Origin of the sequence: Prevotella sp. (assembly GCF_051059605.1) — a bacterium.
Classification (GTDB): domain Bacteria; phylum Bacteroidota; class Bacteroidia; order Bacteroidales; family Bacteroidaceae; genus Prevotella.
In genome coordinates, this window is sequence record NZ_CP050883.1 from 3,111,985 (window position 1) to 3,138,982 (window position 26,998).

General features: G+C 38.3%; 12 protein-coding genes. 8 read left to right on the forward strand and 4 right to left on the reverse strand.

The genetic code is table 11. The annotated features are described in order from the left end of the window. Window positions 1-78 precede the first annotated feature (78 nt). The 6 genes from HEQ28_RS12125 to HEQ28_RS12150 are packed head-to-tail and all read left to right on the forward strand — an operon-like array spanning window position 79 to window position 12,272. Entirely contained in the window at window positions 79-3,204 is a 3,126-nt protein-coding gene (locus HEQ28_RS12125; RefSeq protein ID WP_434502780.1) for a SusC/RagA family TonB-linked outer membrane protein, read from the forward strand. A gap of 20 nt (window positions 3,205-3,224) precedes the next feature. Then, complete coding sequence (locus HEQ28_RS12130; protein WP_434502782.1) at window positions 3,225-5,171, forward strand: RagB/SusD family nutrient uptake outer membrane protein; 1,947 nt, start codon at window positions 3,225-3,227, stop codon at window positions 5,169-5,171. A 35-nt stretch (window positions 5,172-5,206) separates the two neighbouring features. Continuing rightward, entirely contained in the window at window positions 5,207-8,209 is a 3,003-nt protein-coding gene (locus HEQ28_RS12135) for a SusC/RagA family TonB-linked outer membrane protein (RefSeq protein ID WP_434502784.1), read from the forward strand. A gap of 17 nt (window positions 8,210-8,226) precedes the next feature. Further along, on the forward strand, window positions 8,227-9,933 hold the full coding sequence (locus HEQ28_RS12140) for a RagB/SusD family nutrient uptake outer membrane protein (protein ID WP_434502786.1): 1,707 nt from the start codon (window positions 8,227-8,229) through the stop codon (window positions 9,931-9,933). 16 nt (window positions 9,934-9,949) lie between these two features. Then, window positions 9,950-10,825, forward strand: a complete 876-nt coding sequence (locus HEQ28_RS12145) for a discoidin domain-containing protein (RefSeq protein ID WP_434502788.1) — start codon at window positions 9,950-9,952, stop codon at window positions 10,823-10,825. A gap of 7 nt (window positions 10,826-10,832) precedes the next feature. After that, complete coding sequence (locus tag HEQ28_RS12150) at window positions 10,833-12,272, forward strand: BT_3987 domain-containing protein (protein WP_434502790.1); 1,440 nt, start codon at window positions 10,833-10,835, stop codon at window positions 12,270-12,272. Between the two features lie 83 nt (window positions 12,273-12,355). On the opposite strand, the gene HEQ28_RS12155 is transcribed toward HEQ28_RS12150, so the two are convergent. Further along, window positions 12,356-13,258 carry a TraB/GumN family protein gene (locus tag HEQ28_RS12155; protein ID WP_434502792.1) on the reverse strand — a complete coding sequence of 301 codons (903 nt, stop codon included), beginning with the start codon at window positions 13,256-13,258 and terminating at the stop codon, window positions 12,356-12,358. A gap of 670 nt (window positions 13,259-13,928) precedes the next feature. Between HEQ28_RS12155 and HEQ28_RS12160 the strand changes: the two genes are divergently transcribed. Beyond that, window positions 13,929-17,852, forward strand: coding sequence for a hybrid sensor histidine kinase/response regulator transcription factor (locus tag HEQ28_RS12160; RefSeq protein ID WP_434502794.1), 3,924 nt, complete (start codon window positions 13,929-13,931; stop codon window positions 17,850-17,852). Between the two features lie 780 nt (window positions 17,853-18,632). Beyond that, entirely contained in the window at window positions 18,633-20,267 is a 1,635-nt protein-coding gene (locus HEQ28_RS12165) for a DUF6377 domain-containing protein (RefSeq protein ID WP_434502796.1), read from the forward strand. Between the two features lie 68 nt (window positions 20,268-20,335). On the opposite strand, the gene HEQ28_RS12170 is transcribed toward HEQ28_RS12165, so the two are convergent. From HEQ28_RS12170 to HEQ28_RS12180, 3 genes are all read right to left on the reverse strand, one after another. Then, window positions 20,336-21,961: a carboxylesterase/lipase family protein gene (locus tag HEQ28_RS12170; RefSeq protein WP_434502798.1), complete on the reverse strand. Its 1,626-nt coding sequence runs from the start codon at window positions 21,959-21,961 to the stop codon at window positions 20,336-20,338. Between the two features lie 71 nt (window positions 21,962-22,032). Then, entirely contained in the window at window positions 22,033-24,306 is a 2,274-nt protein-coding gene (locus HEQ28_RS12175) for a 2,6-beta-D-fructofuranosidase (protein WP_434502800.1), read from the reverse strand. Between the two features lie 37 nt (window positions 24,307-24,343). Further along, complete coding sequence (locus tag HEQ28_RS12180; protein WP_434502802.1) at window positions 24,344-26,683, reverse strand: glycoside hydrolase family 3 C-terminal domain-containing protein; 2,340 nt, start codon at window positions 26,681-26,683, stop codon at window positions 24,344-24,346. Window positions 26,684-26,998 lie beyond the last annotated feature (315 nt).

The window sequence follows — 26,998 nt, forward strand, 5'->3', positions numbered from 1 at the left end:
TTTAAATGTTTATAGAAAGATTAATAACTATCAGTTAATCCAATGTGAATTATTAATAATTTAATGTCAATAATTAATATGAATTATGATTTTAGAAATCGTGCAACTTGTTCATTCATGTTTGTCGCGATTAGTCTGATTTCGCCTTTCTCAATAAAAGCTAAGGCTGTTGTTTCTCCTAATATCAATGCAGTGGAACAGCATCAGACATTACATGTAACAGGTACTGTTGTAGACAGTAATGGCGAAAGTGTTATTGGCGCCACAGTACGAATAATAGGGGAAAAACAAGCCACTATTACTGATATGGACGGAAAGTTCAGAATTGACGCACCTGCTGGTGCCGTGCTTCAAATCTCTTCGATCGGCTATGAACCACAGAAAGCTAAAGCTTCTTCGAGCCCTTTACGTATTACAATGGTGGACAATTCAACTACGTTGAAAGACGTACAGGTTGTTGCTTATGGAACACAGAAGAAAGTTACTGTCACAGGTGCTATTTCTGGAATAAAAGGGTCTGAATTGTTGAAGACTCCAGTAGGCTCAATCACCAATATGCTTTCAGGTGCTGTTTCAGGTTTGTCTTCTATCCAGTATTCGGGCGAACCAGGAGCTGATGCAGCTACAGTCCTTGTACGTGGTAAAGCAACATGGGCAGATTCCTCTCCTTTGATACAAGTTGATGGAGTTGAAAGAGATTTCAATGAAATAGACCCGAATGAAGTTGAGAGCATCACTGTGTTGAAAGATGCTTCTGCTACGGCTGTTTTTGGTGTCAGAGGTGCTAATGGTGTAATCCTTGTTACTACTAAAAGAGGTAAGGAAGGAAAAGCGCATATTTCTGTATCAACATCTGCAAGTGTTATCATTCCTACGAATATGTTGAAGCTGGCTAATTCTTATGAATATGGTAGCTATTATAATCAAATGCTTAAGAATGATGCAGCTGATACAAAAACACCTTTCTCAAATGAGATTATGCAAAAGTTTAAGGACCATTCTGACCCACTCAGGTTCCCTGATACTGACTGGATTGACTATTGCTTTAAGAATGCGGCTTTGCAAACACAGCATAATGTTAATATTTCTGGAGGTACAGAGAAAGTGAAATATTTCGTGTCAATGGGTGCTTATACCCAGGACGGACTATTTAAACAACAGTCTTTGCCTTATGACTTTAACTTTAAGTATCGTCGATTTAACTATCGTGCAAACTTAGACTTTGAATTAACAAAGGCAACAACATTGTCTGTTAATATAGGTGGTAGAGTGGACAATAAAAATACTCCATATTCAGGCGAAGACAATAACCAGTTGTTCCGCCATTTGTATTGGGCAACACCATTCTCTAGTCCAGGTATTGTAGATGGAAAGTATGTAATGTCTGCTACTAACTATGATGACTATCAGCTGCCTTTTGTTGGTGCAAGTGGTCTTGGGGCATATTATGGTTTGGGTTATATGGCATCAAGTACTAACACTCTAAATGCCGATATTATCCTAAATCAGAAACTAGACTTTATAACTGAAGGTCTTTCCTTGAAAATAAAAGGTTCGTATAATAGTGACTATACGGTTACGAAACAACGTAGTAGTAGTGCAGCTACATATAATCCTGTATTGCAGCCTGATGGTTCTATTGAATATAGAAAGAATGGTTCGAACTCTCAGTTAGGTTATGGTGAAGCTTTCGGTAAGGGGCGAAACTGGTATCTGGAGGCAAGTCTTGATTATGGTCATTCTTTCGGACTTCATCATGTTGGTGGTTTGCTACTTTATAATCAGTCAAAGAGATATTATCCATCACAGTATTCTGATATCCCAACAGGTTATGTAGGTCTTGTTGGACGTGTCACATACGACTGGAACAATAGATATATGGCAGAGTTCAATGCTGGTTACAATGGTTCTGAGAACTTTGATCCAGACAACCGTTATGGATTTTTCCCTGCAGGCTCTGTTGGCTGGATAGTAAGTGAAGAACCATTCTTTAAGAATTTGAAGAATGTTGTGTCTTATTTTAAGATAAGAGGTTCATGGGGACTTGTTGGTAATGATAAAGTCGGTGGTGACCGTTTTATGTATACCTCAGACCCTTATGGAATCGGAGGAGGATACAACTTCGGAACAAATGTATCAAGTAATAAGCCTGGATCTTACGAAGGAAAGAAACACAACAAGAATGTAACTTGGGAAACATCATTCAAGCAGGACTATGGTGTCGATATGAATTTCTTAGGCAATCGCCTAAAAGCTACATTTGATTATTATTATGAAAAGAGAAAGGATATCCTTTTGCAGAATATGACTGCTCCAACAGTATTGGGATTCACTCTTCCATACGCAAACCTAGGTAAGGTAGACAGTTGGGGATATGAACTTACATTGAAATGGGGGGATAACATCACAGACAAATTCCGCTATTGGATAGAAGGCAATCTCTCTTATAATCAAAATGAGATAAAAGAAATGTATGAGGCTCCTCAGAATTATGATTACATGTACCAAAAAGGTCATCGTATAGGTTCTAGAGATATACGTCAATTCTGGGGACTTTATGATGAGACAGCAGATGCGCGTTATTATTCACAATACGGTAGACACATAGCTGATCATTCTGGTGGATTATTACCTGGCGATTGTGTGTATGTAGACTTGAACGGTGATGGTGTTATTGATGCCAATGATGCTTCGTATAGTTTAGGACATACAGACGATCCTGAATATATAATAGGTCTAAACTTAGGCTTTTCATGGAAAAATATTGAGGTGTCAACTCAATGGACTGGAGCTTGGAACGTTAGTCGTATGCTTGATGAAACTTTCCGTCAGCCATTGGGAGATACAGGAAACAAGGGACTGCTGAAGTATCAATACGACAATACGTGGACACCAGAAAATCCTGATCCAGATTCAAAATACCCACGTGCAACAATGGCACATGCATCAAATAACTATGCTGGTTCTACATTATATGAAGTCAATGCAAGCTACTTGCGTCTTAAGAGTATGCAGATTGCTTATAACTTTGATTTTCCATTTATGCACCAAATTGGCATGAATCAGTGCAGTCTAGCTCTCAGTGGATACAATTTGCTAACATTTACCAGTTTCAAGTGGGGAGATCCTGAATCAAGAACAAGTGATCGTCCTTCATACCCATTGACAAGGTCGTTTGCTTTGACACTTAAATTAGGATTCTAAAAAATAAAGGAATAAACAATATGAAATTAAAACATATATTTTTAGGAGCTATTGCGCTCTTGGCGTTAAGTGTGACCTCAGGTTGTGTGGATGAAGTCAAATTCGGCAACAGCTTTTTGGAAAAAGCTCCTGGTGGTGATGTAACTAAAGATACTATCTTTAATAATGCAGAATATACAAGAGATTTCCTTTGGAATACATACAGTAAACTATATTATGGTCTTCCATATTATTGGGACGGTGGTGTAGGTGTTAAAATGAATACTGGAGTATTTGAGGCTCTTTCTGATAGTTGGCATAGTCACAATTCTTGGGACGAAGTAAACCGCCAGTTTTATTCAGGTACTTACCTTCCTGGTAATGCCGGTAAATTTAATTATAGTGGCGAGAATGTCTGGTCAGCTGTTAGGGCGGCATATATATTCTTGGAGAATGTAGATAAAACTCCTGGTATAGATGATGCTGAAAAAACACGTCTTAAGGCTGAGGCAAAATGTATTATAGCTTCACGTTATTTTGATATGTTCCGTCATTATGGTGGACTGCCTATTGCAAAACAGTCTTTTGACGGTACAGAAGGCGTTTATGATTTGCCTCGTGCGACTGTAGAAGAAACTGTTAATTTTATGGTTAAGTTGTTGGACGAAGCTGCTCCTCAATTACCATGGGTTCTTGATGAAGCAGATAGATCTAACTGGGACGGACGCTTTACTAAGGCTGCCGCAATGGGATTGAAATGTAAGATATTAGTTTTTGCTGCATCTCCATTATTCAATTCTGCAACCCCTTATTGCACAACAGGAAACCAAGAGGCTAATGATAAACATCAGTCTTGGTATGGTGGATACAAACCGGAACTGTGGACAGCATGTTTGCAGGCTTGTAAGGATTTCTTTGATGCTGTTCAGACCAATGGATATTATCAGTTAGTTCAAGCTGCTGGAACTACTCCAGGACAATATCGTGCAGCGTTCCGTAATGCATATTCTAGTCGTGGAACAACTGAAATGCTTATCTCTACTCGCGTAAAGTATAAAGGTTATGCTGGTGACTGGAGTGACTGGGATTCTAAGTTTGTAACAGAATGGAATGGATTTGGTGGATACACTCCGACAGAAGATTATATGGAAATGTTCTCTTGGAAAGACGGTAGACCGTTTGATTTTAATAAGGAGAGCAAAAACAACAGTCTTGACACGATGTTTGTTAATAAGGATAAAAACTTTGATCTTACTCGTGATCCTCGTTTATATGAGACTATGATTGTGAATAATGTACAATGGAGTCTTAACGATAATGGTAATATGAGCGGTCGCCGTGGAGAGCTGTGGATTAATGGTCGAGAAGCTAGCAGTGGTCCTTCATCTGAATCTGGACAATATGCAACAGGTCTAGCCAATAATAAATTCTATATGAATAAGGATGATGAAAAGGGTAGGGTTACATGTTGGCCTTATCTGCGACTCTCTGAAATGTATTTGATTTATGCCGAGGCATTAGCACAGAACAACAGTTTTGATGATGCGATAAAGCAAGTTAATGTTGTGCGTTCACGTGTCGGTCTCAAAGGGTTAAAGGAAAGTCAGCCTGAAACAGATTTCAATGATAAGACTAACTTAATAAATGCTATTCTTAATGAACGTGCCTGTGAACTAGGATTTGAAGATACCAGATTCTTTGACATGATTCGTTATAGAAGAGCTGATCTTTTCGAGAGAACACTTCACGGACTTAGAATATTCAGACAGAAGGATGGCAAGGATTATAATTTCTCTTATTCTGATAAAAAACAAGGCAGTGAAGGTTGGGAGGCATCGCAGCCTACACATTTCAGATATGAAAAATTCCCATTAGGAAATGTTGCCCGAGTATGGTGGACAAATTTTGATACTAAATGGTATTTGTCAGCTTTCCCACCAACAGAAATAAATAAGGGGTATGGATTGACACAAAATCCTGGTTGGTAATTTTTTAAATGAAAGAATACAAATAATATTATTATATGAAACGACATATATTATTAGCTGCAACATTAATGCTTGGCATAAACTCTTTTGCACAGGGGCTTGCCGATAATATTGTAGGTGAAATTGTTGATAAATCTGGTAATCCTGTATCGGGTGCTATGATTGGTGTGCTTAGTGCTCCTGAAATAAAAGTATATTCCGACAGTCATGGACAGTTTGAAATTAGTGCATCGCAGAATGATAAATTGATTGTAGATGCTCCTGATCAGTCAAAGAAACAGGTTGTTGTGAATGGCAATAAACATATAAAAATAGTCATGGACTATGCTTCTCAACCCGTTAACATTGGCTTTGGTATAAAGCAAACTGTTGGTGAGTCGACAATGTCTGTTGCCTCTGCAGCAAATTCAGATTTCAATAATCGTTCTGCAAAGAATATAGGTAATTCTCTATTTGGTAATGTTCTTGGTTTAACAACATTGCAAGGTACAGGTGATTACTCTTCTTATGAGCCAACTTTCTATGTAAGAGGATTGCAGACTCTTGCTGGCAAGAATCCATTGGTGATGGTTGATGGTATTGAGAGAAATATTTCTTATATTACTCCAGAAGAGGTAGAAAATGTAATTGTATTAAAGGATGCTCCTGCTGTAGCTTTATATGGATACAAAGGCGCAAACGGTGCAATTAATATTATAACAAAGCGTGGTAAATACAAAAGCAATGAGATAAATTTTTCTTACGACCATGCATTTAATTGGGAAGAGCGCAGACCTGAATTTGCTGATGCATATACTTATGCCAATGCAATGAATGAGGCTTTCGTTAATGACGGTAAGTCTCCTAAATATTCAGCTTTGGAGCTTAATGCTTTCCAGTCAGGCAAATATCCATACCTTTATCCTAATGTAGATTGGATAAAAGAATGTTTCAAAGATGTAGGTGCAAGTAATATCTTTAATCTTAGTTTCCGTGGAGGTGGTACACGAATGCGTTATTACACATTGATTAATCTTCAGGACAACCAAGGATTTGTTGCTCATCCTAATATGAATGATGGATATTCAACACAGAATAAATATTCTAAAGCCAATTTCAGAACCAACCTTGATATTGACTTGACAAATACAACTAAGGTTCTTGTTAATATTGATGGAACTTTATTGGAAACTCTCCGACCAGGACTGTCAAGCGATAACTTGTGGGATAAAATTTATACAGTACCAGCTGCATCTTTCCCAATTAAAACTGAAAGTGGATTATGGGGTGGTAATGCCACATGGGACGGATATTCTAATCCTGTTGCACTTACAGAAGGTCGTGCTTATAGCAAAGCACACACTAGAGCTTTGTTTGCCGACTTGACGTTAAATCAGGATTTATCAGCAGTCACAAAGGGACTTAGTGCATGGACAAGATTAGCTTACGATAATATCTCTGCATATTGGGAAAACCATACAAGAGAGTATAAGTTTGGCAGTGATGCTGTGTCTGAATGGACAAATGGCGAGCCTTCTGCATATTCTCATTATACAGGTGGTAAGGATGGAACAATGAGTTCAGATAGTAAACTTGACTGGCAAAACAAGAATTTTAATTTCGGCATTGGTGCCAATTATGATAGAACATTTGGTGACCATTCAATATCTTCTGTACTTATGTGGAATTATGAGTACCGAAATAGTAACGGACAGAATAATACTTGGTATCGTAACAGTGCTTCTTTGTATAATCATTATGGTTATAAGGGAAAGTATTATGCAGATTTGTCTTTGACGATGGCTGCCTCAAACAAGTTGGCCCCCGGTCATCGTTGGGCATTCTCTCCTACAGTTTCTGCTGCTTGGTTGCTGTCAAAGGAAAACTTCATGAAGAATATCTCTTTTGTTGATTTCTTGAAATTACGTGCATCATGGGGTATAATCAATGTTGACAATATTCCTGCTGAAGGATATTGGGAACAGGCTTTCACTGGTGGTAGTGGATATAATCTCGGTGGAAACTATGATTGGAGTAGTGGATGGCAGGAAGGTCGTTTGGCTTCAACAAGTTTCACCAACGAGAAGAGTTATAAGTATAATCTAGGTCTAGACGCTTCTTTGTTTAAAGGATTGAATGTAACATTAGAAGGATTCTATCAGCGCAGAAGTGATATATGGGTATCTGCTGGTGGTACTAATTCTGCTGTTCTTGGTGCTGATAGTCCGTATATTAATGGTGGAATTGTAGATAACTGGGGATTCGAATTAGGAACAGACTATACAAAGAACATCACCAGTGACTTGTTGGTTAATGGTGGTCTTAATTTTACATTGTCAAAGAATAAAATCGTTGACGAGCGTGAGGAACCACGTGCATACAATTATTTGAGACGTACTAACAATTCTGTTGAGCAGATCTATGGTTTGCAGGCAATTGGTTTCTTCAAGGATCAAGCAGATATTGATAACAGCCCTGCACAACAATTCTCTCAGGTAAAGCCTGGAGACATCAAGTATAAGGATCAGAATGGCGATGGACTCATTAATGAAAATGATGAGGTTAAGTTAGGTTACAATTACGTTTGCCCAGAAATCTATTATTCTTTCCACATAGGAATGGAATACAAGGGCTTTGGTTTCAACGCAATGTTCCAAGGCGTAGGTAACTATACTGCTGTATTGAATACAAAGTCAATGTATTGGCCTTTGATAAACAACACCAATATTAGTAACTATTATTATGAGAATCGTTGGACTCCAGAAAACACCGATGCCAAATTCCCACGTCTTACATCAGAGAGTAATGAAAATAACTTCCGAACAAATTCTGTTTGGTTGGAAGACCGTTCATTCTTGAAGTTGAGAAATATAGAATTGTATTACAAGTTTGCTAATTCTTTACTAGCTAAGACAAAATACATTAAGACCGCAAAGGTTTATGTAAGAGGTGTTGATCTGTTGTGCTTTGATCATGTTAAACAGTCAGACCCTGAACAATATGGAAATAATTATCCATTAACTCGCTCTGTTGTAGTGGGAGTTGCTCTTGGTTTCTAATTTTAATCTATACAACAATGAAAATAAAAACAATAATCGGCGGTTCAATCTGCTTATTGATGCTTGCAGCATGTAACGATGAACTTGATTACACTGAATTCAATAATTACGATAAGGATTATGTGTTCACTGAATTTTCCAACACAGTTGGCTTTGTTACAAATATATATGGTAAGCTAGATTATGATTTCGGCTCTTATGGCAATGGTATGTTGGCTTCTGCCAGCGATGAGTCGGAATATGCTTGGCGCTCAGGTAGCGTTAACGACTTTACAAATGGAGCATGGAGTCCATCTAATTCAAAGTCTAACATTTGGTCTGACAGCTATTCTGCGATACGTGAAGCTAACTATTATCTTGCAACCTGTGATAAATGTGATTTCTCACAGTATAAATTCAATCAGGATTACATTGCTCAGATGAGTCGTTTCAAAAGATTGAAATTTGAAGTACGTTTCCTTCGTGCATATTATTATTTCAATCTTGCCAGACAGTATGGTGCCGTTCCATTCACTACAGAAGTTCTTACGGATAAACAAGCAAATAGTCTAGGAAGAACTCCAGCCGATGATATCTTTAAGTTTATCGTTGGAGAATGTGACGCAATTTGCGATAGCCTACCTGCTGACTATTCAAAATTAGGCAATGATGCTGCTGCAAACGAAACAGGAAGGGCTAGCAAACTTGCTGTGTTGGCACTCAAAGCAAGAACTTTGCTTTATCAGGCAAGTCCATTGTTCAATGAAAAAAGTGACGTTGAAAGATGGCATAAGGCTGCTTTGGCAAGTAAGGCTGTCATTGATTCATGTGGAAAATATAATGTGAAACTCGGTAAGTATAGTGACTTGTGGGGTGCTGATAACTGGAAGGCATCAGAAATGATTTATGTTAGGAGAATCGGAGACCTAAACAGTCTTGAACGTAATAATTTCCCTATTGGTGTTGAAGGTGGAAATTCTGGCAATTGTCCTACTCAGACTCTTGTTGATGCCTATGAAATGAAGACTACGGGCATGCGTTGGAATGAGAATGGAAGTGGGTATAATCCAGATAAACCTTATGATAATCGTGATCCTCGTTTGGGAATGACAGTTGCTTTGAATGGCGACAAGTCTTGGCCTACATATAATTCCACTCCATTACAAACTTATTATGGTGGTGTGAATGGTGAACCTATCGCTGGAGCTACTCCAACAGGATATTACCTCAAAAAGTATCTTGATGCATCTGTAAATGTTTCTGCAACCAATTCTAACAGTAAGCGCCATTCATGGATAACTTATAGATTGGGCGAGTTCTATCTTGACTATGCTGAGGCCGTGTTTAAATACCTTGGTAATGCTGATGCAAAAAATGTAGAACTTACAATGTCTGCAAGTGAAGCTGTAAATGTGATACGTAACAGAAGTGATGTGAAGATGCCAGCATTTCCTGCAGGACTTTCAAATGACGCTTTTTGGAATAAATACGAGAACGAGCGTATGGTAGAGCTTGCTTTTGAAGGACACCGTTTTTGGGATTTGCGCCGTTGGAAAGAAGGCAGCAAGTTATCTTCAATAACAGAGATGCACATCGTGAAAAATCAAGATGGTTCTTTCTCTTATAATCGTGAAGTTGTGAAGCGTAATTGGGATGATAAAATGTATTTATTCCCGATACCTCAGTCTGAAATATTAAAGCATAATAATTCTAATTTCACACAGAATCCAGGTTGGGATAAATAATATAAATTATACAACAATGAAAAAAATCAAATATATTATATTGGTCTTTGCGTTTTGCGGTGTTGTCTCTTCTTGTAGCGACAACTTCACAAACATTGAATTCTCTGGATATACAGAAAAACCAGTGACTCTGGATGCTTCGGCTATTTCGTATGATTCATTGCCTGGAAGTATAAAACTTAAATGGAAACAGGCATCTCCTGCTTATGAGTATATGAAGATTTCTTATGTAAATCCTTCTGATAATAAGTTGGTTACTACTGTAGTTTCAAAATATACCGATTCTCTTGTTATCAGCAATACGCTGAGGAAATACGGAGCCTATTCTTTTCATTTCCAAGCCTACAATGCTCAAAACGATAAGGGCGGTGTCACTGATTTCAATGCAATGTCGGGTAGGGCAAAGGCTATTGTGACGGTCAACAAAACCAAGGTCGCATTGACTGCAAGTCAGTTGAGCACAGATAATCAGGAACCTACAGAAGGACCTATCAAGAATCTTATTGATGGTGATGTTAATACATTCTTCCATACAAGATGGAGTAGCCCTCAGAAGCCTTTGCCTCAATATATTCAGATTGATTTGAATGAGAGTCATAAGAATTTTGTCATTTGGTATAAAAACCGTAGTGGCTCACAAGTTGGTCCTCAAGCTTTTGACCTTCAGGTAAGTAGCGATGGCACAAATTGGGAGACGATAGGAACCGTAAATACAAATCTTCCTTCAGGAAGTAAAGCAGAATACACCTCTGATGTTTATTCTGCAAAGAATGATTTTACTCATTTCAGATTTGTCGTAACCAAGACTTTTGGTGATGTCAAGTATTTTAATCTTTCTGAGTTTGCTTTCTATGATGCTCAAATAATAATTAATGATCCTGAATCAAAATAAAAATACAATGAACAAGATTAATATTAAAAGCATGATGGTGATGTTTGCTGCTTTTTGGGCAGCAAGCTCATTATCAGCATGCAAGGAATTTGAAGATCGTGCCGATGTGAACAGTGGCTCTTATAAGTGGCTGGCACTGAATCAGGCTCGTCAAGTCTGGAACGGAAATGAATGTAATTCTTCTTTAGGATTGAAGGAAGGTCAAAAGACAGACACCACAATAACAATCAACACTTCTTTGTATCTAAACCAGAAAGCTGACAATGATTGCAAAGCCGATATTGTTGTCAATAGTGATTCTTTGAATCAGGCAATAGCTTTGGCTTCAACAGGCGGTGTTTATGCTAAATATGCAAATGCTGTTTTAATGCCTACAGATGCTTATAGCTTATCATCAAAAGAGATTACATTGAAAGCTGGTCAGACAAAATCAGATGATGTGACGATAACGATTCATCGTGGCACTTTGTTGGCTAATCCTGTAAGAAACGAAAATACCGATGCTTTCTTCGTATTGCCTATTTCGTTGAAAAACTCTTCTGATTATAAAATCAACGACAAGGTTAGCACAATGATGCTTTATGTTACATTGCCTACCCAAGATCCAACAAAGCCTGACGAGACAACTCCAAAACAGCAATTTAACGGAAAAACTCTTGTTTGGAATGATGAGTTCAATGGAACAGGAAAGCCTGATGGCAATAAATGGTCTTTTGAGAACGGATTTCAGCGCAATCACGAAGATCAGTGGTATCAGGCAGACAATGCATATCTTGACGGCAAGGGTGCTTGTCTGATTGAGGGCAGAAAGGAAAGAGTAAACAATCCAAATTATCAGTCAGGAAGTTCTGATTGGAAGCAAAACAGACAATATGCTGAATACACAAGTGCTTCTATGCAAAGCAAGTACATCTACAAATATGGTACTGTGCTTGTACGTGCAAAGATTCCTACAGCAAGTGGTTCTTGGCCTGCTATCTGGCAAGTTGGAAACACTTGGGAATGGCCTCTTGGTGGTGAGATAGACATTCTAGAGTCTTATCCTTCTGGTGGAGTTCCTGCTATTCATGCTAACTATTGCTGGGGCTCTGACAAGCGATGGAGTGGAAACTGGCAGTCTAAGGTTGTACCTATGGATAATTTCATAAGCAAGGATAAGGACTGGGCGTCAAAATATCACATCTGGCGTTTGGATTGGACTAGCGATAGTATGAAGATCTATATTGATGATGAACTAATAAATGAAATAAGCACATCAAAGACTGTAAATGGCAATGGTGGTGGTGCTCCTAGTGGTGGCGGCATGAATCCTTTTAGTAATACAGTTACAGACTTTGGTGATCTTATCTGGTTGAATCTTGCTTTGGGTGGAGATAATGGTGGAAGCATTGATAATAGTGCTTTCCCTATGAAATACTACATTGATTATGTACGTGTTTATCAATAAAGATATAATTCTCAATAGGACTATATAGATTTAATGTTTGGTCGATTCTTGATTTTTATTGAGAATCGACCTTTTTTTATTTATTATAAAACAGGTTTTATCGTGTAACCTTTGGCACAAAGCATCTTTATGATGGAATATTCTCCCATCAAATGTCTAAGACCAAATGCAAATAAACATGAATGGTTATTAATGTTTCTCTCGATAATAGGAACCCATTTTTGATTTCTGTCACGTATTAATAATTCATTAACCTCTTTAGAATCTTGAAATACTGGACAATTAAAATAACTCTCCACTTTATAATAATCATTCTCCAAATACAATTTTGTTAATTCTTGTTGGGAATTAGTCGTGGTTGAATTTATTGCATGTATGAATTGGTAAAGCTTCTTGGCTTGTTCCTTTAATGGGAGCTTATCAATATTTTCTGTATTCTTTAATATATTAACAAGAGTGAGTTGCACTTTATTATCATCTAAGCCTATAATGTTAGCTTTCGTTTTGAGGGCTTCATCATATAAAACGTCATCAACCGTTTTTATACCATACTGAGACTTTGTATATAGCGAATAGCTGATTCTTGGTATCCAATAGTATGGCTTTTTTTTCCAGTATTCAATATCAGACATGTTGTCACTTAAGTATTTATGAACTTCAGAATATTGAGTTTTATTATCGTAAAGATTTACATAATAAGTCCCCCGAGGCATCAGATATTTGGACTCTGGCCTTTTCATCCAATTATAAATTGTGATTGCAGTTTCTTTGTAATCTTTTAGCGGTAAATTCCTTTTTGTTTCAAAACCAATAACTCCCACTTTCTGGAAAACATCAGCAAGTCCTTTAAATTTAAAGATCTCCTCTTTATTATAATTATACCCATCTCCATGGCATGTTCCAAATAGGTAGGATTTCTGCCTTAGTCCGTTACCGCTTATTTCCCAAAGCCAGCCAGCCTTATCAGCCAAAGTGTCCTTATTCATGGTTAAATTGGTTTGGGCAAATAAATTGTTTGATACCATCACTAAAATGATAAACACACACTTTCTAAAATACATTTTCATATTTTTATTTTTTATGTAAAAAAAAATGGTTTAATCTACAGTCTTAGTATAAATCACACGTCACAAATATTTATTCTTGTTTCCAAGCCTTAATTATGTGAGCCTAAACAAAGAACCTTACGAAGTCAAGTGGGTTGTGGTCAACATGATGGTAGAGATCTATCGGTTTGCAAGCTTCATGGACATTATTCCATGAGCTTTCAGCTTTGTTTTTGGTATTTATTTTCAGCTGTAAAATTACAAAAAATATTTGATACTTTTCAATTCCAAAGCATGAAAATACTATTTTTTATTTTGAAATATCCATTTCCATTGAAATTCTTTTCTTGTGGCTAAATCATCCTCACAAGAACACAGAGTGGCATTCTTCAAAGATGATATTAGTACGTCAAATACGGTAAATTTGAATGGTGATGGAATGAAACTCTATGTTCATAAATTTTTTAATTATCAATAGAAATATATAGATTTTATGTTTGGTAAATTCCTAATTAAATAAAGAATCGACCTTTTTTATTTTGTCTTATTTCTTGTGATGTAGCTTTTTATTTCGTATTTTTGCACAAATCATTAATGAATGTATATTTTCATGAAAAATAATTATCGCCTGTCTTGGTCTACGCTATTCTTTATCTTGTCTTTTTTCCGATTGAGTGCCTCTGAGCAGTTTAAAGTTATAGACAATACATTCGGTTTACCAGACAACACGGTGAATTGCGTGAATCAGGATTCTCATGGATTTATTTGGATGGGAACTCTCAATGGCCTTTGCCGTTACGACGGGATGCTGTTTACTACATTCAGACATGATGTTAACGATGCCTTTTCTTTGTCAGACAATAACGTGAGAAAGATATTGCCGGTAAGCGACGGACTCGTTATTGCCATTAATAAGGGTGTGGACTTTTATTCTTTCAGCGATGGACTTTTTCATCAATTTTATGTTGCCAATAAGCGACGCTCTTATATGTTAAAGTCAAGAATGAACTCTTTACTTATAAATCATGGAAACATTATCGCAGCTGATGAAAACGGCGATTATTATATAAAAAGTGCAGCCTCTGCCGACTGTAGATTTCGTAAACTTACTCATGGTTGCAAAATATATGCGATAAACAAGTTCAAAAATGGTAAGTTGCTTGCTGTTGGTTCAGCCGGACTTTATGTGTTGTCGGGTGATGCAAGTCACATCCTTTATCGGATAAACAAGAAAATAAACATCACTTATAATATAAACATCTATTACAGTAAAAATTCTAATACTGTATTTGTTGGTAATGGAATTGGACGCCAAAGCTTTGCGTTCAAAGTTGTGGGAGATAAATTTTATGAGACTCCCATTGCCGTCCCCGATAATCTTATGGATGTCGTTGATTATAAAGGCAGTACTGTTTTTGCCGTAGACGGATCTGGATTAGTGTTTGCTAAGAATGGAACGATGACGAAATGTACACCGCAGAATAGTAATATTAGTGGTGATGCTATTTATTCTTTATTCAAAGATAAAAACGATGACTTATGGGCGGGCTCTTATCGTGCTGGAGTTAATCTCTATTCAGATAAGCAGTCTAAATTCGTGATGCTAAGTAGGGCAAATCATGGCATTACCTATGATATTGTGACAGCCGTAGTTGACGACCGCAACAAAATCTACATAGGACTTGACGGAGGCGGACTGAATATCTATGATAAGACTACGAAGCAGACACGGGTGCTTAATACTTCAAACAGCAATATTGCAGGTAATAATGTGGTTTCGTTGTTAAAGGATAATGATAATGTGTGGATGGCAATCTACACAAAGGGATTAGCAAAATATTCCATTGCTACTTCACGTTTCCAATTATTCAGCATGCCCTCAGTTAAATTGAATGATGAGAATAATGTGTGGACAATGTGTGATGATGGTTTGGGAAACATCTGGGTGGGAGGACCAAATATCAGTGTGTTTAATAAGAAGACTGGAAAGGCAAAACTCATCAAGTCTCTTATTGGTGCCAATTGTTCGGCTATTCAGCGTGAGGGCGATTATGTTTGGATTGGTGCAAGCCATCTCGGAGTTTACAAGGTTGACAGACGCAGCTTTAAAATCATGAAGCATTATACCGCAAGCTCGGCGAAGATGAGGTTGCCTGCTAATGACATAAAATATATTTATGTAGATTCGCGTAATAAGCTGTGGATTGCAATTTCATATTATGGCTTATACTGCATAGATGAAAAGCTGCAAACAATACGTAAATATGATTATAATCAGGGGCTTACAGATAATAATGTTGTAGCCATAGAGGAAGATCACAAGGGACAGTTGTGGATGGGAACAGAAAACGGTTTGTTCAGATTTGATACCAGAACTCAGACTTTTGCAAGATTCGATGTCGATGAGAATATTTCATCTACTTTCACCTATAATTCAAGTCTTTTCAGCGGACACACGATGTTTTTTGGAAGTACAAAGGGATTAGTCATGTTCAATCCTGCCTTAATTCATTACAGGCAACTTTATGATAAGGTCAGTCTCACATCTCTAAATCTGTTGAACAATAATAACAAGGTCTTTAATCTTTATGGCGACAGCATAAAGAGCATAAACCTTTCTCATGATCAGAACTTTTTTACGATACATTTTTCTGTACCCGAACTTGAATCGCCAAATCGTGTGCATTTCTCATGTCGCCTTAAAGGATTGGAAACATCTTGGCGTGAATTGTCTGGTTCGCGAGAGGTGTCTTATACGAATGTTCCGCCTGGAACTTATGATTTTTTTGTGCGGTGTATTGACAGTAACGGACATTGGGTAAAGTCTGCTGTGCTCAACATCGTTGTCACACCACCGTGGTATAAGACAACTTGGGCTATTGGACTTTGGGTAATTCTCTTCATTCTCCTGTTTGTCTCAGCTTTAAAGTTCTATCTTTATGAACTCGATATCAAGCATAATATGCGTATAAGCGAGATAGAGAAAGACACGATGAAAAAGCTCAATGATGCTAAAATGACATTTTATACCAACATCATTCACGAACTGCGCACGCCTGTATTCCTTATTGCAGCACAGATTGAAGAATTGATGGATGTTAAAACGTCAATCGTCAATGTTCCTTATTCCTATCTCAATGCAATGTATCGTAGTTCGGTGAAACTGAATAAACTCATCAGCCGCATTATTGATTTCAGAAAGATGGATTCTGATAAACTCAAACTGGCTCTGCAACGCATGAACGTAGTGGCATTCTGTCAAAATCTTACAGAGGACTATGTGAACCTGTGCGAACAGAAAGACATTTCGTTTAAGTTCCAGTGTGACAAGACAGACATTCAGCTTACATTTGATGCTGAAAAACTAGAAATGATTATTTCAAATTTAGTGTCTAATGCGTTTAAATACACCAAAAAGGGCGGCAATGTTGTCTTCTCAATAGAAGATAAAGATGATGATGTCCAGTTTTCTGTAAAGGATAATGGAATCGGCATCATCGAAAAAATGCGCGACAATATCTTCGAAAGCTTCTTCCGTACAGAGCGTGGAGAGAAACAAAGTGAGGGCGACGGTATAGGTTTATCAGTCGTGAAGAATTTCGTAGAACTTCATGGTGGCAAAATCACTTTGGAAAGTGAGGCGGGAAAAGGTTCTGAATTTATTTTCACAATGCCAAAACGCAAACATTCTGCTGATGATTTAATTGACAGCAGTCAGTCCGCTTTAGATGCAGACCATAGTCTTGAACCTGAATCATTTGATGTAGCCAAGTTGGCTGGCAATCCCACAGCCACTCATTCTGTGCTTATCATAGATGATGAACCTCAGACCATACAGCTGTTAGAGCGCAATCTTGTTTCCGACTTCAAGGTGTTCACGGCTTGTGATGGAGTAGAGGGCTTAGAGCAAGCTGTCAAGAACCTGCCTGATGTAATTATCTGCGACATAATGATGCCGAAAATGAATGGATTAGAATTTCTTGGAAAACTGAAAGCCGACAGAAAGCTGTCAAGCATAAAAGTGTTGATATTCACAGCTAAGACTTCCGAGGAAGACATGCTCACCGCTTTTGATAATGGTGCTGATGCTTATGTGACCAAGCCAATTTCACTCAAGGTCCTCAGAAAAAGAATTGATCGTCTTATTGAGCAGACAGACAATGCCGTGTTGACAAGTTCCATAACCAATAAGGCTAACAACTACACCAAGGAAGAACAGATATTCTTGTTAAGGTGTAGGGAGGTCATAGACGACAATCTGAATAATGATGATTTCAGCATTGATTTCCTTGCAGACAAGCTAGCCATGAGTCATTCTTCTCTTTACAAGAAAGTAAAGCAGATGACAGGAATGTCTCTCATCGAGTTTATAAACGATTATAAAATTTATAAGGCTGTGCAGATGTTTAAGCATGGAGCAACCAATATTGAGACCGTCTGTGAAAGCTGTGGATTCAAAGACGTTAAGAATTTCCGAGAGATGTTTAAGCGTAAGATGAAGACCACCCCTAAAATGTTTGTGCAGAGCCTTTAGGGCATCTGCGTAACCACACAAAAAAAACGTTGAAGCTCAAATCACGAGTTTCAACGCCTATTATTATTTTTAAAATATTTCCTTAATAATTGGTAACCTCACGGTCTCCAAGTTATTACCTGTACAATCTATTAACTTTACCTTAAAACCTAATAACTAAACCTAAATTTTTATTACTACTAACCTAAACAATCTATTAACCTTTTGATGATGCAAAGATAGTGTTATTTTCAGTTGCGCGCAATACTTTTAGGTACATTTAATGCATAAATACACCTTTTCTTGATGTAAATCAATATATTGTGTTCGCACACAGCTTATTTTTAGTTAATCTGCGCTTTATTCATGTTTTAAATTATTCAGGGGAGTATAATAATGATCACTCCTCTTAATCGTAAAACTTTAGAAGAATATGCCTGATTCCAATTATATCTGTCAAGCTTGCTCAAAATAGCAAAGGTTGTCATAACTATAGTTCTAACATCTGGTTACCAATCTTTTTTATGCCAACTATTTTACACCTCACGGTAATGATTTTATTGTCATCATCAAGTTATTATGTAAAAAACAATATTAGTGTGCATAATTTCTAATAAACATTTTTTGTATTCAAAATAAAAGTCTATATTTGTACATAGTCAAATTGACTTGGTATGCATACACTAAAAAAAACGGTTCATCCGACAAATCGGTTGATAGAGTCATACATAGATAATTTTTTAGTTGCAAAATATCTTATATTCGTCAGAAATGTGTATCTTTGGGACCATAACTTATATTATGAAAGCTCAAAGAATAAAACTGTTATTATTCTCTTTTTTCGTTTCATCATTATGTTCGGCACAGAAGGTGGATCTTGAGACCGCCATGAAGCACCTGGATGATGTCGTGGCAAAGCGTGATGTCTATATGCAGAACCATCAGGATGAAATAGACCAGTTGAAGAAAACCCTCAAAACAACAACTTTTGATAATGACAAGTATGTGATATCTAAAAGACTATATGATGAATATCAGAAGTTTGATGCCGATTCGGCTCTCTATTATGCCCATAGATGTAAGGAACTTGCATCGGATATGAAACAATCAGATCTCTTTATACAGGCAGAAATAGATGAACTGCTGATTTCTATCTATAGGGGGCAGTATGCCTTGGCAAAAGTGCAGTTGAGAGATTGTGGACCTATAGAGAAGATAGCTCCTAATATGCAGGCCAAATATGCAATCGCTGCTTTAGAATATTATATGCGGCTTCAGAAATTCAGTTTGGGCGACAAAACAGATCCATATAGTATAAATATTAAACTTTGTTGGTCAAAATACGGCAAGTATGTGCCAAAAGGTTCATGGAGTTACGACTACTACAATGTTATGGTTTTGGGTAACCATGCGCCCGAAAGAATGCGATTAAGCCTTAAGACTGTTCCGCAACCTTCTATAATGGCTGCAATGATAGAGGTTGCCTTGGCAAAGTCTTATCATAAGGATGGTAATCAGACGATGTATTATTATTATCTCATACATTCGGCTATAAACGATATAAGCATGGCCAACTGTGAAGCACAGTCTCTGATATATCTTATTGAGTCGCCATATGTTGATAAAGACAGCAAGCGTGCCTTTGATTATGCTATGGTTTGTACTGATAATGCCAAGGCATATAAGGATATGGGTCGAAGTCTTGATATAGTAAAGGCTTACTCTATTATATCCAAGGCTTTTGAGTCTGCACTCGAAAGAAGGGCTACGTACATGGGTATAATCATAGCATTACTTGTGCTATCACTTGTCGTTATTTTTATAGAGCTCAGACTTATAATAAAGAAACGCGGCCATCAGACAGAGATGATGCAGAGGGTAGAGGAGATGAATATCAAACTTAATGAGCTTGTAAAAGAGGGAGATACCATGAGAGACCAGCTCAAATACAATAACATACGTCTACAAGATGAACTGAAGCTACGCAACAATAACTTTATGAACGTATACCAATTGGTATCCAGATATATAAGCGATGTTCAGAAATATAAACGTGGCATATATAATATGCTTATTGCAGGAAAAGTAGACAATGCCAAGAAGTCGCTTAATTCGTCTACGGCTGTGGATGAATATCTGCAAGATTTCTACAAACAGTTTGACAAAGCATTCGTTCAGTTGCATCCAGACTTTATAGATCGCTTTAACGAACTGATGAAGCCGGATAAGAAGATCATTGTACCTTCTGCTGAAGTGCTAACGCCCGAACTTCGTATCTATGCGCTGGTAAGTCTTGGCATTACCGAGAGTGTTAACATTGCAGATTTCCTTCATTATTCGCCGCAGACGATATACAATTATAGGTTGAAAGTAAGGCACGGTTCTTGTATAGATGAAAAGGAGTTTGCCGATACCATAGAGAAAATGTATTACTGAAATAAATAAAGGGCGACTGTATCGATGCAGTCGCCCTTCTGTTTTCCTGAATAAGCAAAAATGTTACTTTATTTTTTTACTGTGTTCATAGCACTTCTGCCACTATCAATTAATTTATACCTATTTTCCATCTGAGGGTCTGCTTTAAGATATGTGTTAACATCTATCTGCATTACAGGAGCGACAGCCTGACCGTTGATTGGTGTCCATTCAGGAAGACCAAGACCGTTAGGATTGCCTGTCTTAATAAAGTTGGCATAATAACTTTGGAAGATATCAGATACAGCATAGTCGTCTGCGTTCCATGCAAATACATTGTTTGTAGACAGATTGCCCATTTCGTATTCTATGTCTGCTGAGTGGATCGCTCCCGGAATCTTTGGTGCTGCTGGTGCATCCGATTTCTTATCTTGTACTCCTCCAGCCAGACCGGCTTCTTTATTCTTTATAACCATGTCGGGACGTGGACGGCAGAATACATATCTGTATACAGGTTTGCTGCAAGTCTGCTGTTGTACATCCATCCATTTCCATGTAGCATAAGCAATAAATATATCACCAGCCAGTTGATACCCCGGAAGTTTCATGATGTCTGCATCGGTATTAATGCCATACATAGGCAGAAGTTTGTCGGCTGATACATTAAATGCCTTCTCAACTATTGGTTTTAAGTTCTCTATAGTTGCCGGTTTACCTTGCAGTATATATGCTGGAACCATCTCTGACGAGTTGTTGCCTATTAGGCATGGTACTTGAGCCTGTTCGCCTTTGGCATAAGTTTCGGCTGGTTGTTCAGTAAAGAAGTAATTGTCTATATTATATGAAGGTACACTCTTTACGGCGGCACGCTTCATAAGTTCGTCTGCAGAGAGAGCACGAAGTTCTTTAATTGACTTACATCCTAATCTTTTGGTTGTCTCCACACCTGCCTCTTCGGCCTCTTTGAGAGATAAAACAGGTCTGGAACTAAGTACCGAACCGCTTGAAGCCATTGCCTGGCTGATTAGGCTCCGTGTAAGCGGCGATGCCATGAGCGCACTTACAGACATAGAACCGGCAGATTCGCCCATAATGGTAATCCTGTCAGGATCGCCTCCGAATGCTGAAATATTATCTTTTACCCATTTGATTGCTGCTGCCTGATCCAGGAACCCGTAGTTACCCGAACCTTTGTATGACGTTTCCTTACTCAACTGTGGATGAGCGAAGAAACCGAATATGCCTTCACGATAGTTAGCCGTGATAGCCACAATACCTCTACGGGCCATTGACAGACCTGCATATCTTGGTTCACTGCCACTGCCGGCCATTAGTCCGCCACCATTGAAGTATATGAATACAGGTAATTTCTCGTCCATAGTCTTGGCTGGAGTCCATATATTTAGATAGAGACAGTCTTCACTCATTTTCTTAGTGCCGAACATCATATCGCCAAACACATTTTCTTGCATAGGATTAGGTCCGAACTCATCAGCCTTGCGTATGCCATCCCATTTCTGTACAGGTTGTGGAGCTGCCCATCTGAGGTTGCCAACCGGAGGCGCTGCAAAGGGTACACCCTTGAATACCTTGATGCCTGATTCGTTGATACCTTCAAGAGTGCCATTCCCAGTCTGAGCCTGAGGTGCATCTTGTGCGCTTGCCCCTATAGTAAGGAACATAGCGGCTAATGTGATAAAGAATTGTTTTTTCATAATACTATTTTTATAAAACCTCACCCAAACACAATTATATAACGTATTGAGGGTGAGGATATTTTGTTGGTTTAGAAATTAATATGTGCTGCGAACTCAACAGTGAACGGACGTATGTATGTACCAGCCATCAGATAATTCTTGTATGCTGATACATCTTCTACTAAGTCGGCTGAACCGATACTTCCGCTGGCACCTTTCTGATTGAAGAAATTGATGACATTGCATGACAGACTCAGGAACTTATTTACGCTGTAGTCCAGACCACCGAATGTCTCCCAGCGACCATTGAAATACAATGTGTTAGTCTTGTTGATGTATTGTTTGCTCTGGTATCTGAAACTAGCCCATACGCGGAACTTACCAAACATATAACTAGGGTCTAACTCTATGATGGTCTTGCTTACACCTGTGGTGATCTTATTGCTGAAATCGTAAGACTTAGAAGTACCGTCGCTGAAATTAGCTGTGATATTGAAATTCTTATATTTTGGATCCTGTAATGTGAGTAGTCCGTGGAAGGTGAATCCCTTGAACGGTGTTAATACAACATCGGTTGTCCAACCCATAGTCTGTACATTATTTGTGATAGGGATCGTTACTACATCAGAAGCCTTGTTAGGGTTAGTGAATTGTGAACGGCTCTTATAGTTGCTCTGTGAGATGATAGAAACCTGAGATACGAGTTTCATCCATGATTTGTTCCAGAATATACCGGCACGGCCCAGATGGATGTTGACCGGATCAAGTATTGGCATGTATGGACCGGCATAATCCTGTGAGTTAGGATGCTGCATGGCATAAACATATTCAGCCAATAGACCGAAGCCTTTAGAGATAGTATAACGTCCCTGAATAGTTGCAGCAGGGTTAATCCAGTTGTTGCTGAAATGTGTCAGTGTACCATTGTTGATGCTATAACCTATAGTACGGATATTATTTGGATAAGTAGCTGTTTTGTCTGTAGCATTGAGATAGGCAAGAGCATCTGTTCCGCCCAATCCATAGTATTCTCCGCGTACTCCTGCAGATAGCCATAGGCGGTTGTTTACCTGCCAGTCATCTGATGCATAAAGAGCGGCCTTTACCTCGTGTGAGTTATAATATTCGCCACCAGTATTTAGGGCAAAGCCTTGACTTCCATTGAAATCTAGCCATACCGGATTAGCTTCTACTGTGTGAGCATATACACCAGTGCTGGCAGATATGCTTTGGCGGTTCCACCAGAAGTTCATACCCAAACGCCACTTGTGTGCACTATTCTTATTAATGCCTTTTAGTTCGGCAGTTGTCATCCAGTCGCGTTCCCAACCTATATCCCTAAGCAGGTAGCGGTTGTTGAATTTGCCTGTGAAAACATCGCCTGCATTATGGCTCCCGTTGTCGTAAGCATATGTATATCCTGATGTGGCTGTAGCTACACCTGTACCAGCTAATGCTAATGTAGAATAGTATGAGTTGGCGTAGTTATACTTAGAACGTACGTCGAGGTTCATATTACTATTCAAGTTATAGTTAAGATTGAATACAATACTATTGTTTAGTGCATGTATACCGTTTTTGCGGTCATAAGTTTTTGTCTCGCCTGTAACAACATCTTTGTATGTTATATTGCCGTTGGCAGGTAAAAATCCATCATGCCCCAGACGGAATCCGTTGTACTCGCTTACACTACCGTCACCATTATATATAAAGGGTCCGTAGCTGTCGCCCATGCTCTTGGTATAGGCATACTTGTAAAATAGGCTCATCTTGCCCCTGTTATTGGCGAAAGTCTTGGTAAGAGCAGCCTTGATTATTTTCATGTCGGTAGAATATTGTACATCGGCCAACTTGTTAGAGCCCGGATCAAGATTGGTGTATACACCGAATGAATAGCTCCATCCATTCTTTATAGGTCCGGCAATAGACAGATCAAAACGTTGCAGATTGAATATGTTTGTGGTGTAGTTGACATGACCTTCAAACTTGTCGCTACCCTCACGTGTATAAGATAGTACAGCATAGTTTACAGCACCGTTGGTAATAGCACTTTCGCCAAGAGATAGTAAGCCCATACGACCATGCTCGGCTGTACCCGTCCAATAAAGATAGGGTAGACAAGGCCATATATTGTATGATACAGGCAGACCATCTTCATAAATAGAAGCTGACAGACTGGATGGCAGACCGATAGAAATCTGTCTAGGTTGGTTGTCTGCTGACGCATTAAGCATCACATTGCGGTTTTTTACTTCTTTCGTCTCAGATAAAGAATCTTTTGCAACTTTAGTCTGAGCTTCTGTTGCGGTCGGAATAACTATCGCCGACAACATCAGTAATGAAATCAATTTTGTTCGTTTCATAATAGGTAATGATAAGATTGTAATGTGTTATTAGATATTATTTTTGTTCTGTGACAAGGCATGGTCTTACATTTTCGGTTATTTTGCCTTCTTCATAAACAGTTGTTGTTAGAGGTTTTAGGTCTGCAGCATTCTTGGCTACCATCACTTTATATACTCCACTCTCAACCTGCCAGCAGTTAGATTGGTCGTTGAACGAAGCAAGACTTTCAAAAGAAATATTTATTATCACTGTCTCACTTTCGCCAATAGCCAGTCTCTTTGTCTTGGCAAAACCTTTAAGTTCTCTTGCAGGTTTGTCCATATCTTTTCCGGGTGCCGAAACATATACTTGAACTACTTCTTTACCCGCCATTTTACCATTGTTCCTGACATTAACGGATACTTTGATATTACCATTGCCGTCTTTCTCAACATTAGGTTTGCCATATTCGAAAGATGTGTAGCTCATACCATAACCAAAGGGGAATGATACCGGAATATTCTTTGTTGTATAGTAACGGTAACCTACATATATGCCATCGTTGTAAGTAGTAATGTCGAAATTCTTCCTGGACCCTTCGGTGCGTAGTTCTGTAAAACCTTTAAGAGAATTCATTAATTCGTCATCGCTTATCTCATCCGGGTCTGGGAAATCATTCTTAGAAGGTACATCGTTATAGCTTAAAGGCCATGTCATAGGCAGACGGCCTGAAGGACTCTCTTTACCTGAAATTATATCGGCTACAGAATTTCCACCTTCCTGACCGGGTAGCCATGATATAAGCACTGCATCTGGCTGACTGATCCAGCTCTGAGTCTCAATCACTCCGCAGACATTAAGGATAACTACAACTTTCTTTCCTACTTTATGGAATATTCTTGTAACATCGCTTATCATCTTCTTTTCAGGATCGGTAAGATTAAAGTTTGTCTTTATGCTACGGTCACCAAACTCACCAGATGTCTTTCCTATAGTTATCACTGCTGCATCATCATTCTTTGCAGCATTTAGAATATCAACATCTGAAAGTTCCATTTCAGGGATAAGCTTTTTGGGGAGGAATGCTGCAAACTGACCTGTTGGTTTTGGCATTTTAGCCTTGGCTTCAGGTATATACTCCTCGTATGATTTCTTTATCGATTCATCTATTGAGAACCCACCATTTTTAAGTCCGTCAATAAGTGACACTACGTATGCATGATTTACATCTCCTGAACCAGTGCCGCCTGCTATAAAGTCGTAAGATGTGAAACCAAATGCAGCTAGATTCTTTATATTTTTAGTAAAAGGAAGAGCATTCCTGTTATTCTTTAGCAGTACCATACCTTCGATAGCTGCATTACGTGTAACTTGTGCATGAGCCTTAAGATCCGGGTTGTTGTCTGCCACATATCCATTAAAACGTGGTGTCTTGATTATATATTCAAGAATATTCTTAATGTTACGGTCTATTATTTCCATAGAGAGGTTGCCGTTAAGTATTGCTTTACGCAATTCTTCGCGCTGGCTCAGTTTACCGGGCATAAGCAGGTCGTTGCCAGCCTCCATCTGCATGGTAGCGTGCTGTCCGCCATACCAGTCGGTCATAACCATACCATTAAATCCCCATTCATGCCTTAATATTTCTGTTAGAAGATCGGCACGTTCGCTTGTATATGTACCATTTATCTTATTATAAGACGTCATCACAGTCCAAGGATGACTTTCTTTAATAGCTATCTCGAATGGTTTTAGATAGATCTCTCGAAATGTACGTGGATTACCTATTACATTATTATTAGTACGATTGGTCTCTTGATTGTTGAGGGCAAAATGTTTAAGAGATGTTCCTACACCATTGCTCTGAACGCCGGCTATCATTGCAGCAGTTATCTTTCCCGCCAGAAGAGGGTCTTCACTATAGTATTCGAAGTTACGGCCGTTGAGAGGGTTACGTTGGATATTAGTTGCCGGGGCAAGAAGCACATCTACTCCGTAGTGTTTCACTTCATCACCAATGGCAGCACCTACAGCCTTAACAAGATTAGAGTTCCATGTAGAACTCATCACAGTCTCTATAGGGAAATGTGTACAATAGAATGTCTTTGTTGTACCATCGCGCTTTGGCTGTATTCGTAGTCCGGCAGGACCGTCAGCAAGCACTGTGTTAGGAATCCCAAGACGAGGAATGGCATTGAGTTGACCGGCAGCACCAAGAACTAATACAGAAGAGTTTCCGATAGTTGCAGATGCCTCTGTCTTCGCGTTTCCACCAGAACCTATTAATAGGTCGAGTTTCTCGTCTAGCGTCATCGCGTTTATTACTTTCTCAATAGGGTCTTTGCCCAATTGAGGTTGCTGTGCACATACTAATGTAGGTATGGCTAGAAAAGAGATTATCAAAGTCTTAAACATTTTGGTAAAATTTTATTAGATTTTCTGCTGCAAAGTTAAATATATTTTCTTTTGAATGAAACAATGAGTAATACAGTAAAGTAAGTATCTTGTGAAGCTTATGTTGCTGATAATAAGATGTTTATGTTCTAATAAAGTATGTTTAAAAGTAAACTTTCTGGAGGTATATGATAAACTTACTATCTGCTTTTTCCTTATTAATTATCAATAGTGTCTACTAAATAAAAATTAAGACTAAATTGACTATCATTAACTACATCAGGTATATTTTTAGAAAAGAGTTCCTTTATCCAAAAGCGAAGTACTCAAAATTCT

Excerpts from the sequence above, each read along its gene's own strand:
- HEQ28_RS12125 (WP_434502780.1), top strand. The coding sequence starts at position 79 with ATGAATTATGATTTTAGAAATCGTGCAACTTGTTCATTCATGTTTGTC.
- HEQ28_RS12130 (WP_434502782.1), top strand. The coding sequence starts at position 3,225 with ATGAAATTAAAACATATATTTTTAGGAGCTATTGCGCTCTTGGCGTTA.
- HEQ28_RS12135 (WP_434502784.1), top strand. The coding sequence starts at position 5,207 with ATGAAACGACATATATTATTAGCTGCAACATTAATGCTTGGCATAAAC.
- HEQ28_RS12140 (WP_434502786.1), top strand. The coding sequence starts at position 8,227 with ATGAAAATAAAAACAATAATCGGCGGTTCAATCTGCTTATTGATGCTT.
- HEQ28_RS12145 (WP_434502788.1), top strand. The coding sequence starts at position 9,950 with ATGAAAAAAATCAAATATATTATATTGGTCTTTGCGTTTTGCGGTGTT.
- HEQ28_RS12150 (WP_434502790.1), top strand. The coding sequence starts at position 10,833 with ATGAACAAGATTAATATTAAAAGCATGATGGTGATGTTTGCTGCTTTT.
- HEQ28_RS12155 (WP_434502792.1), bottom strand. The coding sequence starts at position 13,258 with ATGAATAAGGACACTTTGGCTGATAAGGCTGGCTGGCTTTGGGAAATA.
- HEQ28_RS12160 (WP_434502794.1), top strand. The coding sequence starts at position 13,929 with ATGAAAAATAATTATCGCCTGTCTTGGTCTACGCTATTCTTTATCTTG.
- HEQ28_RS12165 (WP_434502796.1), top strand. The coding sequence starts at position 18,633 with ATGAAAGCTCAAAGAATAAAACTGTTATTATTCTCTTTTTTCGTTTCA.
- HEQ28_RS12170 (WP_434502798.1), bottom strand. The coding sequence starts at position 21,961 with ATGAAAAAACAATTCTTTATCACATTAGCCGCTATGTTCCTTACTATA.
- HEQ28_RS12175 (WP_434502800.1), bottom strand. The coding sequence starts at position 24,306 with ATGAAACGAACAAAATTGATTTCATTACTGATGTTGTCGGCGATAGTT.
- HEQ28_RS12180 (WP_434502802.1), bottom strand. The coding sequence starts at position 26,683 with ATGTTTAAGACTTTGATAATCTCTTTTCTAGCCATACCTACATTAGTA.